The 13306-nt window shown below is 69.4% G+C and carries 16 protein-coding genes; 5 read left to right on the top strand and 11 right to left on the bottom strand.

The genetic code is table 11. From position 1 onward, the window contains the following. Positions 1-190: 190 nt before the first annotated feature. Positions 191-1447, top strand: coding sequence for a phosphoserine phosphatase SerB (serB, locus tag GA0115254_RS15030; RefSeq protein WP_093895781.1), 1257 nt, complete (start codon positions 191-193; stop codon positions 1445-1447). A gap of 124 nt (positions 1448-1571) precedes the next feature. Here the strand turns inward: serB and GA0115254_RS15025 are convergent, their stop codons facing one another. From GA0115254_RS15025 to GA0115254_RS15010, 4 genes are all read right to left on the bottom strand, one after another. Further along, the gene (locus GA0115254_RS15025; RefSeq protein WP_093895780.1) at positions 1572-2090 is read right to left on the bottom strand and encodes a SixA phosphatase family protein; all 519 of its coding nucleotides are present in this window, start codon (positions 2088-2090) and stop codon (positions 1572-1574) included. A 74-nt stretch (positions 2091-2164) separates the two neighbouring features. Then, positions 2165-2371, bottom strand: a complete 207-nt coding sequence (locus GA0115254_RS15020) for a hypothetical protein (RefSeq protein ID WP_093895779.1) — start codon at positions 2369-2371, stop codon at positions 2165-2167. Positions 2372-2522: 151 nt separating this feature from the next. Further along, complete coding sequence (locus tag GA0115254_RS46060; protein WP_093895778.1) at positions 2523-2633, bottom strand: SGM_5486 family transporter-associated protein; 111 nt, start codon at positions 2631-2633, stop codon at positions 2523-2525. 26 nt (positions 2634-2659) lie between these two features. Beyond that, positions 2660-3973 (bottom strand): CynX/NimT family MFS transporter, encoded by a 1314-nt coding sequence (locus GA0115254_RS15010; RefSeq protein ID WP_093895801.1) that lies wholly within the window; start codon positions 3971-3973, stop codon positions 2660-2662. A 127-nt stretch (positions 3974-4100) separates the two neighbouring features. Between GA0115254_RS15010 and GA0115254_RS15005 the strand changes: the two genes are divergently transcribed. Then, entirely contained in the window at positions 4101-4775 is a 675-nt protein-coding gene (locus GA0115254_RS15005) for a FadR/GntR family transcriptional regulator (RefSeq protein WP_093895777.1), read from the top strand. A 98-nt stretch (positions 4776-4873) separates the two neighbouring features. Here GA0115254_RS15005 and GA0115254_RS15000 read toward each other — a convergent pair whose 3' ends face one another. The 7 genes from GA0115254_RS15000 to GA0115254_RS46055 all read right to left on the bottom strand — a co-directional run bounded on the left by GA0115254_RS15000 (position 4874) and on the right by GA0115254_RS46055 (position 8427). Beyond that, complete coding sequence (locus GA0115254_RS15000) at positions 4874-5266, bottom strand: hypothetical protein (RefSeq protein ID WP_093895800.1); 393 nt, start codon at positions 5264-5266, stop codon at positions 4874-4876. Positions 5267-5433: 167 nt separating this feature from the next. Beyond that, entirely contained in the window at positions 5434-6201 is a 768-nt protein-coding gene (gene fabI / locus GA0115254_RS14995; protein WP_093895776.1) for an enoyl-ACP reductase FabI, read from the bottom strand. A gap of 5 nt (positions 6202-6206) precedes the next feature. After that, positions 6207-6926, bottom strand: coding sequence for a 3-oxoacyl-[acyl-carrier-protein] reductase (fabG, locus tag GA0115254_RS14990; protein ID WP_093895775.1), 720 nt, complete (start codon positions 6924-6926; stop codon positions 6207-6209). A 134-nt stretch (positions 6927-7060) separates the two neighbouring features. Beyond that, complete coding sequence (locus tag GA0115254_RS14985; protein ID WP_256102584.1) at positions 7061-7447, bottom strand: type II toxin-antitoxin system VapC family toxin; 387 nt, start codon at positions 7445-7447, stop codon at positions 7061-7063. A 5-nt stretch (positions 7448-7452) separates the two neighbouring features. Then, positions 7453-7740, bottom strand: coding sequence for a type II toxin-antitoxin system Phd/YefM family antitoxin (locus GA0115254_RS14980; protein WP_093895773.1), 288 nt, complete (start codon positions 7738-7740; stop codon positions 7453-7455). Between the two features lie 76 nt (positions 7741-7816). Continuing rightward, positions 7817-7954 (bottom strand): hypothetical protein, encoded by a 138-nt coding sequence (locus GA0115254_RS44480; RefSeq protein ID WP_176740128.1) that lies wholly within the window; start codon positions 7952-7954, stop codon positions 7817-7819. A 290-nt stretch (positions 7955-8244) separates the two neighbouring features. After that, a complete protein-coding gene (locus tag GA0115254_RS46055; protein ID WP_256102583.1) occupies positions 8245-8427 on the bottom strand; it encodes a hypothetical protein in 183 nt (60 codons plus the stop codon). A gap of 517 nt (positions 8428-8944) precedes the next feature. Between GA0115254_RS46055 and GA0115254_RS14970 the strand changes: the two genes are divergently transcribed. The 3 genes from GA0115254_RS14970 (at position 8945) to tyrS (ending at position 13290) form a co-directional block, all read left to right on the top strand. After that, a complete protein-coding gene (locus GA0115254_RS14970; RefSeq protein ID WP_093895772.1) occupies positions 8945-10468 on the top strand; it encodes a TldD/PmbA family protein in 1524 nt (507 codons plus the stop codon). A 106-nt stretch (positions 10469-10574) separates the two neighbouring features. Continuing rightward, entirely contained in the window at positions 10575-11969 is a 1395-nt protein-coding gene (locus GA0115254_RS14965; RefSeq protein ID WP_093895771.1) for a metallopeptidase TldD-related protein, read from the top strand. Positions 11970-12024: 55 nt separating this feature from the next. After that, complete coding sequence (gene tyrS, locus GA0115254_RS14960; protein ID WP_093895770.1) at positions 12025-13290, top strand: tyrosine--tRNA ligase; 1266 nt, start codon at positions 12025-12027, stop codon at positions 13288-13290. Positions 13291-13306: the final 16 nt, after the last annotated feature.

Genomic DNA, 13306 nt, shown 5'->3' with positions numbered 1-13306 from the left:
ACCGTGAGCGAACAGGCCGCCCCGAGGCACCCCGGTCCGCTCGGATCCACCCTCGGTCGCCGGGCGTGCCCGAGCGGGTGCCGTCCGTCGCCGGGCCTGTGCTCCGGGCGGGGGCACAGGGACGACGCGCTGTCCGGTCCTCGGGACGGGCCTCCGGTGCGATGAGGCGGACCGATACGGTGGAAGCACCATGAGCGCATCTCAGCCACCTCAGTCCTCCCTGTCTCCTGAGCCTCCTGAGTCCCGTCAGGGCACGGACACACCCACCCTTCTCGTGAAGATCTTCGGGAAGGACCGCCCCGGGATCACTGCCGGGCTCTTCGACACCCTCGCCGCCTACTCGGTCGATGTCGTCGACATCGAGCAGGTCGTCACCCGTGGCCGCATCGTCCTGTGCGCGCTCGTCACCTCCCCGACCGCGGGCGGCACCACCGAGGGCGACCTGCGGGCGACCGTGCACAGCTGGGCCGATTCGCTGAAGCTGCAGGCCGAGATCATCTCCGGTACGGGTGACAACCGGCCGCGTGGCTACGGGCGTTCCCATGTGACGGTGCTCGGGCACCCGTTGACCGCGGAGTCGACCGCCGCCATAGCGGCCACGATCACCTCGACCGGCGGGAACATCGACCGGATCTTCCGGCTCGCGAAGTACCCGGTCACGGCAGTCGAGTTCGCGGTGTCCGGCACCGGGACCGAGGAGCTGCGGACGGCACTGGCGACGGAGTCCGCCGGCATCGGTGTCGATGTGGCGGTGGTGTCGGCCGGGCTGAGCCGCCGGGCGCAGCGGCTGGTCGTCATGGATGTCGACTCGACGCTCATCCAGGACGAGGTCATCGAGCTCTTCGCCGCCCATGCCGGCTGCGAGGACAAGGTCGCCGAGGTCACCGAGCAGGCGATGCGCGGCGAGCTCGACTTCGAGCAGTCGCTGCACGCACGGGTGGCGCTGCTGGCCGGGCTCGATGTGTCGGTGGTGGACAAGGTGCGCACCGAGGTGCGGCTGACGCCGGGCGCCCGCACCCTGATCCGTACGCTGAAGCGGCTCGGTTACCAAGTGGGCGTGGTCTCGGGCGGGTTCACCCAGGTGACCGACGATCTGAAGGAGCGGCTCGGGCTCGACTTCGCCTCTGCCAACACCTTGGAAGTGGTCGACGGGAAGCTCACCGGACGGGTCGTCGGCGACATCGTCGACCGGGCCGGCAAGGCCCGGCTGCTGCGCAGTTTCGCCGCGCAGGCCGGGGTGCCGCTGGCACAGACCGTCGCGATCGGCGACGGTGCGAACGACCTCGACATGCTGAACACCGCCGGGCTCGGGGTGGCCTTCAACGCCAAGCCGGTGGTCCGCGAGGCCGCGCACACCGCGGTGAACGTGCCGTTCCTGGACACGGTGCTGTACCTGCTCGGCATCACCCGCGAGGAGGTCGAGGCCGCCGACGGTCTCGTCGACTGACGCGTACCCGCGTAAGTGCGAGGGCCCCGGTGCTTTCCGTACCGGGGCCCTGCTCGTACGCCGACGGAAATCCGTACGCCCGTGGGAGCCGCCGTACGCCGGCGGGAGCCGTACGCCGGCGGGATCAGTCGTTGGGCGTCCAGTACTCGACCAGCTTGCCCACTCCGTGCTCCACGCCCTTCCAGGATCCGGAGAACTCGACAACGGCGAAGGCGGCGGTCGGGAAGCCGCCGCGGTTCATCCGTGCCAGGGCGTCGCCCTCGGCCGATTCCGAGAGGGCGTCGGCGACGGCGTGCATACCGGGGTTGTGGCCGATCACCAGTAGGTCGTGCACATCGTCGGGGGTCTCGTTGATCAGGGCGATCAGCTCACCGGGAGACGCCTCGTACAGTCGCTCCTCATACACGGTCCTGGGACGGTGCGGCATCTCGTGCACCGCCAGCTTCCAGGTCTCGCGCGTCCTGACAGCGGTCGAGCAGAGGGCCAGATCGAGGACGATCCCGGAGTCGACGAGTTTGCGGCCTGCGACGGGGGCATCCTTGCGACCGCGCTCCGCGAGCGGCCGCTCGTGGTCGGAATCCTGCGACCATTCCGCCTTTGCATGCCTGAGAAGGACGATCCTGCGAGGTGTATCGACGCTCATACACCTCAGCTTCGCACGAAATGTGCCGCCCGGCGCAGGGTGTTGAAGGGCTCCTGCGGTGGGCGCGGGCGCCGTCAGCGGGTCATCAAGGTCATGATTCGCTCAAGCAACCGGCCGACCGCGGGGTCGGTCGTCGCCGCGTGCGCGTCGCCGGATCCCACGATCAACAGCAGGAGCGCGGCGAACGCGATCGCGGGCAGCGCGACGGCCCACCACGGCAGCCGGACCTCGACACTGCCCGTGGCCGGATGGGTGGACCGGGTGTGCGTACGGGCCGACATGTCCGCCTCCGTGGGTCATCGGTTCTGATACCCAGAACCTACGGATGCGGGGGCGCCGGTCCCATCCGGTGACCCACCCACTTGACCCTGACCCTGGCCCCCTAGGGGATGGTGGTGCCAGCCCCACCATCGGCCATCGGGACCGCGCGGCTCAGGGGGACGCGATCGAGGCAATCACCGCGATGATCACGGTGACGAGCAGCATCGCCCCGAGCACGAGGAGGAGCTTCTTCTGACCGTTCTGGGGATTCGGGTCGAGCACAGGAGACATGACCTCAGTCTCGCATCTCAGCATTCGTCCTCGATCGTCCGGTCCCGCCCGGCCAGGATTCCGGCCACCATCTGCGGCACCATGAGGCCCGCCATCAGTGCGATCGGCAGCCCCCAGCCACCGCTGTGCTGGTGGAGCACCCCGACGAGCAGCGGGCCGGGGATCGAGATCAGATAGCCGGTGGACTGTGCGAACGCGGACAGCCGGACCACTCCGGCGCCGCTGCGGGACCGCATGCCGATCATGGTCAGGGCGAGCGGGAAGGCGCAGTTCGAGATACCCAGCAGGAGCGCCCAGGCCCAGGCCCCTCCGGCCGGTGCGAGGTAGAGGCCCGCGTATCCGATGAGCCCGCAGCTGCCGAGGAGGACGACCATCGGGCCCTGAGTCTTCATCCGGGTGGCGACTCCAGGGATGACGAAGGCGAGCGGCACGCCCATCGCCATGGTCACGGCGAGCAGAACGCCCGCTGTACCGGCCGAGACCCCTGCGTCGCGGAAGATCTGCGGCATCCATCCCATGGTGATGTACGCGGCGGTGGCCTGCAGGCCGAAGAAGCAGGCCAGGCCCCAGGCGGTACGGCTGCGGGTGATCTTGAGAGTCGGGACGTCCCGGTGGTGGGCGGCGGACTGCCCGGAGGTACCGCGCCGGTCCCGTACCAGCGGAATCCAGGGCAGGATCGCGGCAGCGGCGAGCACGGCCCAGATGCCGAGGCCCGCCTTCCAGCTGCCGCCCAGTGCATGGGTCATGGGCACGGTCACCGCGGCGGCGAGCGAGGTGCCGAGGGCCAGGGCCATCGAGTAGAGCCCGGTCATGGAGCCGACGCGGTCCGGGAACCAGCGCTTGACGATCACCGGCATCAGGACGTTGCTGACGGCGATGCCCATGAGGGCGAGGGCGCTCGCGGCGAGGAAGCCGGCCGTGCCGCCGACGAGGGGCCGGATCACCAGGCCGGCCGTGATGGCGATCATGCCGGTGCAGACGACCGCGCCCGGGCCGAAGCGGCGGGCGAGCCGGGGCGCCATGATGCCGAAGACCGCGAAGCAGAGCGGCGGTACGGAGGTGAGGACACCGGCGACACTGCCGCTCATGTGCAGCCCGTCCTGCACCTCTTCGAGGAGGGCGCCGAGGCTGGTGATGGCGGGGCGGAGGTTGAGCGCGGTGAGGACGAGCCCGATGGCGACCAGCCGGAGCAGCCATGGGGAGGGCCCGGCGGCGGCCTGTGCCGTCTGCGCGGCCTGTGCGGCTTGTGGGTCCGGGGTTTTCGTGGGGGCGTCCGCCGTGTTGGCGGGGCTCAGGGTCCGGGTCCGGTACAGGGTCTCGTCGTCGGGCATGAGGCCCATCATAGAATCATGGGATGATTGATTGTCCAATCGTCCGGGAGCTCCTCTGAGACCATTCGCTGCGAGCAGAGCGACCCCCATCACTCCCATCACCCCAGCAACCCGAGCAAGGAGCACCATGGCGCTGACGTCTCCGCGGCGTTCGGCACTCGCCGACCAGGTGATTGCCCAGCTGAGGAATCAGATCACCTCGGGCGAGTGGCCCGTGGGTTCACGGATTCCCACCGAGCCCGAGCTGGTGGAGCAGCTGGGGGTGGCCCGTAACACCGTCCGCGAGGCCGTGCGCGCGCTCGCGCACAACGGCCTGCTCGACATCCGGCAGGGCTCGGGCACCTATGTCGTCGCCGTCAGCGAACTGGCCGGAGTGATGCACCGCCGTTTCGCCTCCGCCGATCCACGCCATGTCGCCGAGCTGCGCTCCACCCTGGAGTCGTCGGCGGCGCGGCTGGCCGCTGCCCGGCGCACCGAGCGGGATCTGAAGCAGCTGGACGCGCTCATGGCGCGCCGGGAGGAGACCTGGGCCGCGGGAGACGCCGAGGCGTTCGTCGCGGCGGACGCGACGCTGCATCTGGCCGTGGTCGCGGCCTCGCACAACGACGTGCTGACCGGTCTCTACGCCGACCTGGGCGATCTGCTGCGCGACTACCTCAGGGTCGATGTCGGTCATGAACTGCGGCCGGAGAATCACATGGACCACGGCCGGCTGGTCGAGGCGATCCGGGCCGGGGACGCCGAGACGGCGGCGGCCGAGGCCGCGAGTCATGCGCTGAGCTGTCTGGTGGAGCGGGTCTAGGCCCAATACCGGTGACTTTGGCGCCCGACAGAGCCTCTGTGCGCGACGTTTTCGCACGTCAGAGCCATCAATGACGCGCTAAGTCACTGGTATTGGGTCTAGGCCGGACGGCGCTGGAGCGTGTCCTGCACCCGGTGTGTGATCCAGACGGAACCGACTTCCTTCCAGCAGCGGTCGTCGAGCCGCACGGTCTGTCCCGGTCCTACGTCGACCGGGGTGGCGTCCGCGTCTATGTCCCACCAGCGGCGGCATTCGGTGTGCAGCTGCACGCGGTCGGTGGAGGGATACGGGTTGTGGCAGTAGGCGACGACCCGGGAGCCCCGGACCGACATACGGCATTCGGATCCGGCGGGGTCGGGGGTCGGAGCGGCGGGCGCGGACGCCCCGGCTCCTGCCCGCCCCGCCAGGGATATGCATACGGGGGCGAGAAGTGCGGCGACGGCTGTGGAGGCCGCCAGCAGCGTCCAGGTTCGGCGAGGTGTGGAGCGCAAAGCGACCTCCTCCCGCAGCCTGACCAAAAGTCCGGTTCCACCACAGTCTGCGGTGGATCGACCATCTTTTCGACTTGAGCGGGTCGGGGCCGGGCGCGGACGCACGACGGCCGCGTACCGCCTGATCGGAGGCGGTACGCGGCCGTTTCACAGCCTGTTGTGCGGGATCAGGCGCCCATCATGTGCACGCCACCGTCGACGTGGATGATCTCGCCCGTGGTCTTCGGGAAGAAGTCCGAGAGCAGGGCGACGACACCGCGGCCGGCCGGCTCCGGGTCCGACATGTTCCAGGCCAGCGGGGAGCGGGTGTTCCACACGTCCGCGAGCTCGGAGAAGCCCGGGATCGACTTCGCGGCCATGGAGCCGATCGGTCCGGCCGAGATCAGGTTGCAGCGGATGTCGTCCTTGCCCAGGTCACGCGCGAGGTAGCGGGAGGTGGCCTCCAGCGCGGCCTTGGCCGGGCCCATCCAGTCGTACTGCGGCCAGGCGTACTGCGCGTCGAAGGTGAGACCGACGATGGAGCCGCCCTCGCTCATCAGCGGCTTGCAGGCCATGGCGAGCGACTTCAGCGAGAACGCCGAGACGTGCATCGCGGTGGAGACGGACTCGAACGGGGTGTTCAGGAAGTTGCCGCCGAGAGCGTCCTGCGGCGCGAAGCCGATGGAGTGCACGACGCCGTCGAGCGAACCCAGCTCGTCACGCACCAGACCGGCGAGACGGTCCAGGTGCTCGGCGTTGGTCACATCGAGTTCGATGACCTTGGCCGGCTTCGGCAGCTTCTTGGCGATGCGCTCCGTCAGCGTGGGCCGGGGGAAGGCGGTCAGGATGACTTCGGCACCCTGCTCCTGGGCCACCTTGGCGGTGTGGAAGGCGATGGACGACTCCATCAGCACACCGGTGATGAGGATGCGCTTGCCGTCGAGAATTCCACTCATGGTGATCAGTGACCCATGCCCAATCCGCCGTCAACGGGAATGACGGCTCCAGTGATGTACGACGCGTCGTCGGAGGCGAGGAAGCGCACTGCGGCGGCGATCTCCTCGGGCTGCGCGTAGCGGCCGAGCGGCACCTGGGACACGATGCCCTTGCGCTGCTCCTCGGTGAGCACCTGGGTCATGTCGGTGTCGACGAAGCCGGGTGCGACGACGTTGAAGGTGATGTTCCGCGAGCCGAGTTCACGGGCCAGCGACCGGGCGAAGCCGACCAGACCCGCCTTGGAGGCGGCGTAGTTCGCCTGCCCGGCCGAGCCGAGGAGCCCGACGACGGAGGAGATGAGGACGACGCGGCCCTTCTTGGCGCGCAGCATGCCGCGGTTGGCACGCTTGACGACCCGGAAGGTGCCGGTGAGGTTGGTGTCGAGTACGGACGTGAAGTCGTCCTCGGACATCCGCATCAGCAACTGGTCCTTGGTGATACCGGCGTTGGCGACCAGTACCTCGACGGGACCGTGCTTTTCCTCGATCTCCTTGTAGGCCTGCTCCACCTGTTCGGCGTCCGTGATGTCGCAGCGGACCGCGAGGCAGCCCGCCTCGGTGAGTACCTGGGGCGGCTCGCCGGAGCGGTAGGTGATCGCGACCTTGTCGCCGTTTTCGGCGAAAGCGCGGGCGATGGCGAGGCCGATGCCCCGGTTTCCTCCGGTGACGAGAACCGAGCGGCTCAACGGATCACCCTTTCGATAGCGGTCTGGTACCTCGAAAACCTATCGGTACGGCACCCCATAAGGAGAATCGGCCCCTGACAGTGGCTCCGGCACAGCACTGTCGGGTTCCTACAGCCGGAGCCCCCGGTCCGCTCTCATTCCGCCATTCCTGGCGCATGTGCAGGCAGACCCTCTTCCCGCGCCGCTTCCAGCATGCGTTTGTCGTACGTGATCAGGGAGTCAAGAGCTTCACCGACGACGAGTGCACTCGCGACGTGAAGTGCGTCGAGAGACCCCAGAGCCCCGGAGACCCTGGTAGCCAGATCCCGGACCTCTTCGGTCAGCAGGATCTCGGTGACCATCCCGTCCAGACCCGACAGCGCGCCCGGGAACGCTCCGACCTTGTCCAGCTGCCGCACGGTTTCGACGATGCCGATGGCGCTGGTGGCCAAGGGGAGCCCGGGCCGGCCGGACAGAAAGGCCCTGAGCTCAGCGGCAGGTGGCCTGCCCGTGAACAGAGCGATGAGTGCCGAGGAGTCCATGTAGATCAACGGTCATCCTCCTCACGTTCGGCCAGGAGGAGTTCCAGCGGGTCGGGGGCACCCGGAGGGATCTCGTACCGCGGGAAGCTGTCGAGGTCCGAGGTACTCGCGGCCTTGAGCCGGATCTTCCCCTGGGCCACCAGGTCCGCGTACCGGGAGGTCGCCCCGGAGCCGGGCAGCAGTATGGCGATCACCTTGCCGTGCCGGGTGACCTGGACCGCTTCCCCCTTTTCCACGCGGGCGAAGACGGCGCTCGGGTTGTACGAGAACTCTCGGACGGAGATTGCACTCATCGGGCGGGGCTCCCTTCGGCATGCAGCCAAGAAAGTACCTACACTCCGATATTGTACCTACAATGTCGGCCCGTGGTTACGGCAGCGACCGCGCGAGCGTTTCTGCGAGCTCGTCGATGCTGCTGCTCAGCTCCGCCTGCGGCAGGCTCAGGTCCAGGACGTGTCTGTGCAGCCCGATCTCCTTGCCCGGCACCGGTACGCGTACGACACCCACGAGCCCCGGGCACCTGCTCAGCTGGGCGGAGGCCGTAGCCGGCCGCGCAGCACCGGCAGCGTGCCTCGGTCTCCCGGTAGCCGAACAGCGGCCCCGCCCGCAGAGCCCGCCGGGCGGCGCGGTTGAACGCGTGCGCCACGGCCGGCAGGAGGCCGGTGCGGGCCACCGCGTCGACCTGCTGGTCCTGCCACTGGAGCCGACTCGGCGCGTATCCGACTGCGCGGGCGCTGACCTCGAAGGCGGTGGGCACGGCTTCCCTTCGCAGGTCCCGCAAGGGCGTTCCACGGTGTTCAGCCGAGGGCGACGGGCGTGGTCGGCTGTACGGCACCGTTCACGGTGACCAGCAGGAGATCGCCGACGGTGGCATCGTCACCCAGACCCAGTTCCGATACGGGCCGCGCCCCCGGTACATCTCGCGCGGCGACCGGCATGAGACGCAGTTCGTTCTGCTTGCCCTGAAAGGCGAGCATCACCCAGCTCTCGTCCTGGCGGACCGTTGACCCACTGGAGGACGTTCTGCCGGGTGCGGCCCGTGCGTTCGGCGATGTCCGGCACACCGACCAGATCCGGGTCCAGCCGCAGCAGCCTCAGCTGGGGCAGCTCTTCCCTCAGCCGGACGACCGGGCGGTGAGCGGCGTCCACGGCGCTGTCTCCGGACTCGGCCAAATCGAGCAGGTACTTGTCCCGGTGCCGGGTGAGCAGCCCGTCGAACTCGTCGAAGATGACGCCGATCGCAACATCACGCCGACACCATCCACGACAAAGAGAAACTCGTACTCCATTTCGCCCTCAACCCTCTTTGTCCGTGCCCGTCCAAGCTTTCGCGCCAGGGCGAGTCGACGAGGTCGGGAGCGACGCCCGCACTGGCGAGCGTCGCCTCGGCAAGGGCGTCCGCCAGTAGGTCAGCGGAACGGCCCGCAACCCAGTAGCCGCCCGTCGGCGTCTCCTCCATGATTCACTGCGAGGACCGTCAAAGGAGGGGAGCTCTTCGTGGCCCACGAGGTAGATCAGTCATTCCTGGCCCTGCCCTTGCGGGCCCTCGCCGACGCGGCGCTGGCCCGCGCGCGTGCGCTGGGGGCCGTGCATGCCGACTTCCGGTTCGAGCGGGTGCGCAGCGCGTCCTGGCGGCTGCGGGACGCCCGGCCCGCCGGGACCTCGGACACCACCGATCTCGGGTACGCGGTGCGCGTCGTGCACGGTGGGGCGTGGGGGTTCGCGTCCGGCGTGGATCTGACGATGGACGCTGCGGCAAAGGTGGCCTCGCAGGCCGTCGCCATGGCGAAGCTGTCCGCGAAGGTGATCGCGGCTGCCGGCTCCGACGAGCAGGTCGAGCTGGCGGACGAGCCGGTGCACGGTGAGCGGACCTGGGTCTCGGCGTACGACGTCGACCCCTTCGACGTACCGGACGAGGAGAAGGCGGGGCTGCTCGCCGAGTGGAGCAGCCGGCTCCTGGGCGCCGAGGGCGTCGCGCATGTGGACGCCTCGCTGATGACCGTCCACGAGAACAAGTTCTACGCGGACACGGCGGGCACCGTCACCACGCAGCAGCGGGTCCGGCTGCATCCGCAGTTCACCGCGGTCGCCGTGGACGGGACCACCGGTGAGTTCGACTCGATGCGGACGATCGCCCCGCCGGTGGGCCGCGGCTGGGAGTACCTCACCGGGACCGGCTGGGACTGGGACGCCGAGCTGGAGCGGATCCCCGGGCTGCTGGCCGAGAAGATGCGGGCGCCGAGCGTCGAGGCGGGCGCGTACGACCTGGTCGTCGACCCGTCCAATCTCTGGCTGACCATCCATGAGTCGATCGGCCATGCCACCGAGCTGGACCGGGCGCTGGGGTACGAGGCGGCGTACGCCGGGACCTCGTTCGCCACCTTCGACCAGCTGGGCAAGCTGGCGTACGGCTCCCCCGTGATGAATGTGACGGGCGACCGCACCGCCGAGCACGGGCTCGCGACCATCGGGTACGACGACGAGGGTGTCGAGGCGCAGTCCTGGGACCTGATCAAGGACGGGACACTGGTCGGATACCAGCTGGACCGGAGGATCGCGAAGCTGACGGGGCTGGGCCGTTCCAACGGCTGCGCGTACGCGGACTCGCCGGGTCATGTACCCGTGCAGCGGATGGCCAACGTGTCGCTGCAGCCGGATCCAGGCGGGCTGTCCACCGAGGATCTGATCGGAGGGGTGGAGCGCGGGATCTATGTGGTCGGCGACCGGTCCTGGTCGATCGACATGCAGCGCTACAACTTCCAGTTCACCGGGCAGCGGTTCTTCCGCATCGAGAACGGCAGGCTGGCCGGGCAGCTGCGCGATGTCGCGTATCAGGCCACGACGACGGACTTCTGGGGCTCCATGGAAAAGGTCGGCGGCCCGCAGACGTATGTCCTGGGCGGCGCCTTCAACTGCGGCAAGGCCCAGCCCGGCCAGGTCGCGGCCGTCTCGCACGGCTGCCCGTCCGCCCTCTTCCGGGGCGTGAACATCCTCAATACGACGCAGGAGGCCGGACGATGAGCGGTCACCACGGAACCGGCTGGGGGTCCGGCCCGCGGCGCAGCCGCAATCGGATGCAGTGTCCCCCGGGACGGCACAGTCTCAATACGACGCAGGAGGCCGGACGATGAGCCGCGTCAGCAAGCCGCACGAGATCATCGAGCGGGCGCTCGAACTGTCCACCGCCGACGGCTGTGTCGTCATCGCCGACGAGGAGTCGTCCGCGAATCTGCGCTGGGCCGGCAACGCGCTCACCACGAACGGGGTGACGCGGGGGCGCACCCTGACCGTCATCGCAACCGTCGACGGCGCGCAGGGCACCGCGTCCGGGGTGGTGTCGCGGTCCGCCGTCACCGCCGACGACCTGGAACCACTGGTGCGGGCCGCCGAGGCCGCCGCGCGCGGGGCCGGTCCGGCGGAGGACGCGCAGCCGCTGGTCGGCGGGGTGCCCTCGTCGCCCGACTTCACGGACGCGCCGGCCGAGACGGGCTCGGACGTCTTCGCGGAGTTCGCCCCGGCGCTCGGCGACGCCTTCGCCCGTGCCCGCTCCGGTGGCCGTGAGCTGTACGGCTTCGCCCACCACCAGCTGACCTCGACGTACCTCGGTACGTCTACGGGGCTGCGGCTGCGCCACGACCAGCCGAACGGGACGCTGGAGCTCAACGCCAAGTCGCCCGACCGGACCCGTTCGACCTGGGCGGGCCGCTCCACGCGCGACTTCAAGGATGTCGATCCGGCCGAGCTCGACGCGGAGCTGGCGCAGCGACTGCGCTGGGCGGAGCGCCGCATCGAGCTGCCCGCCGGGCGGTACGAGACGCTGCTGCCGCCGACCGCCGTGGCCGATCTGCTGATCTACCAGCTGTGGTCGTCGACGGCACGGGACGCCGCGGAGGGCCGGACGGTGTTCTCCAAGCCGGGCGGCGGGACGAGGATCGGCGAGACCCTGTCCGCGCTGCCGCTGTCGCTGCGCAGCGACCCGCACGCACCGGGCCTGGAGTCGGCGCCGTTCGTGATCGCCCATGCCTCGGGGGACGGCGCTTCCGTCTTCGACAACGGTCTGCCGCTGACGTCGACCGACTGGATCCGGGACGGCAGGCTGGAGCATCTGACGACCACCCGGCACACGGCCGGGCTGACCGGGCTGCCGGTCGCGCCGGCGATCGACAACCTGGTGCTGGAGGGCGGCGGTGAGCAGTCCCTGGAGGAGATGGTGGCAGCGACGACCGGCCGCGGGCTGCTGCTGACCTGCATGTGGTACATCCGGGAGGTTGATCCGGCGACACTCCTGCTGACCGGGCTGACCCGCGACGGGGTGTATCTCGTCGAGGGCGGCGAGGTCGTCGGCGAGGTGAACAACTTCCGGTTCAACGAGTCGCCGGTGGATCTGCTGTCGCGGGCCACGGAAGCGGGCCGTACGGAGAAGACGCTGCCGCGTGAGTGGGGCGACTGGTTCACCCGGGCCGCCATGCCCGCGCTGCGGATCCCGGACTTCAACATGAGCTCGGTGAGCCTGGGCGTGTGACCCGCCTAGACTGACTGTTGCCTTTCGATACACGTAGCTGAGGAGACACGGAACCGTGACGGACATCGTCGACGAGCTGAAGTGGCGTGGGCTGTTCGCCCAGTCCACTGATGAGGACGCACTGCGCAAGGCTCTCGCGGACGGTCCCGTCACGTTCTATTGCGGCTACGACCCCACCGCGGCGAGTCTGCACGTCGGCCATCTGGTGCAGGTGCTCACCATGCGCAGGCTCCAGCAGGCCGGGCTGCGGCCGCTCGCCCTGGTGGGCGGGGCCACCGGTCAGATCGGTGACCCGAGGCCGACCGCCGAGCGCACGCTGAACGACCCGGAGACGGTCGCCCACTGGGTGTCGCGGCTGCGGTCACAGATCGAGCCGTTCCTGTCCTTCGAGGGCGAGAACGCGGCGGTCATGGTCAACAACCTGGACTGGACCGCGGGCATGTCCGCGATCGAGTTCCTCCGGGACATCGGCAAGCACTTCCGCGTCAACAAGATGCTGACCAAGGACTCCATCGCCCGGCGGCTGGAGTCCGACGAGGGCATCAGCTACACCGAGTTCAGCTACCAGCTGCTCCAGAGCATGGACTACCTGGAGCTGTACCGGCGCTACGGCTGCACCCTCCAGCAGGGCGGCAGCGACCAGTGGGGCAACCTCACCGCGGGCCTCGACCTGATCCACCGCCTGGAGCCGGGCGCCGAGGTGCACGCGCTGGCGACCCCGCTGATGACGAAGGCGGACGGGACCAAGTTCGGCAAGTCCGAGAGCGGGGCCGTCTGGCTCGACCCGGCGATGACGACGCCGTACGCGTTCTACCAGTTCTGGCTGAACGTGGACGACCGGGACATCTCCCGGTACATGCGCATCCTCAGCTTCCAGAGCCCCGCGGAGCTGGCGGAGCTGGAGAAGGTCACCGAGGAGCGTCCCCAGGCCCGGACGGCGCAGCGTGCGCTGGCCGAGGAGCTGACGACGCTGGTGCACGGCGCCGACCAGTGCGCTGCGGTCATCGCGGCGTCGAAGGCGCTCTTCGGCCAGGGTGAGCTCGGGGAGCTGGACGAGGCGACGCTGAGCGCCGCGCTGTCCGAGGTGCCGCACGCGCAGGTCACCGAGCTCGGCCCGCTGGTGGACCTCCTGGTGGAGGTCGGCCTGGCGCCGAGCAAGTCGGGCGCCCGCCGCACGGTGAAGGAGGGCGGTGCGTACGTGAACAACGTCAAGGTCACGGACGGCGAGAGCGCACCGGCCGGCGAGGAGCTGCTGCACGGGCGCTGGCTGGTGCTGCGCCGGGGCAAGAAGAACCTCGCCGCCGTCGAGGTCACCGGCTGATCCCTGAACGCCGGCA

Source organism: Streptomyces sp. Ncost-T10-10d, from assembly GCF_900091955.1.
Taxonomy (GTDB): domain Bacteria; phylum Actinomycetota; class Actinomycetes; order Streptomycetales; family Streptomycetaceae; genus Streptomyces.
Note: the sequence above shows the minus strand (reverse complement) of the source record. Positions and strands in the feature narration are given on the sequence as shown.

What these genes read in the sequence shown, in the direction of transcription:
- serB (WP_093895781.1), top strand. Translation starts at nt 191, where the DNA reads ATGAGCGCATCTCAGCCACCTCAGTCCTCCCTGTCTCCTGAGCCTCCT.
- GA0115254_RS15025 (WP_093895780.1), bottom strand. Translation starts at nt 2,090, where the DNA reads ATGAGCGTCGATACACCTCGCAGGATCGTCCTTCTCAGGCATGCAAAG.
- GA0115254_RS15020 (WP_093895779.1), bottom strand. Translation starts at nt 2,371, where the DNA reads ATGTCGGCCCGTACGCACACCCGGTCCACCCATCCGGCCACGGGCAGT.
- GA0115254_RS15010 (WP_093895801.1), bottom strand. Translation starts at nt 3,973, where the DNA reads ATGCCCGACGACGAGACCCTGTACCGGACCCGGACCCTGAGCCCCGCC.
- GA0115254_RS15005 (WP_093895777.1), top strand. Translation starts at nt 4,101, where the DNA reads ATGGCGCTGACGTCTCCGCGGCGTTCGGCACTCGCCGACCAGGTGATT.
- fabI (WP_093895776.1), bottom strand. Translation starts at nt 6,201, where the DNA reads ATGAGTGGAATTCTCGACGGCAAGCGCATCCTCATCACCGGTGTGCTG.
- GA0115254_RS14985 (WP_256102584.1), bottom strand. Translation starts at nt 7,447, where the DNA reads ATGGACTCCTCGGCACTCATCGCTCTGTTCACGGGCAGGCCACCTGCC.
- GA0115254_RS14980 (WP_093895773.1), bottom strand. Translation starts at nt 7,740, where the DNA reads ATGAGTGCAATCTCCGTCCGAGAGTTCTCGTACAACCCGAGCGCCGTC.
- GA0115254_RS14965 (WP_093895771.1), top strand. Translation starts at nt 10,575, where the DNA reads ATGAGCCGCGTCAGCAAGCCGCACGAGATCATCGAGCGGGCGCTCGAA.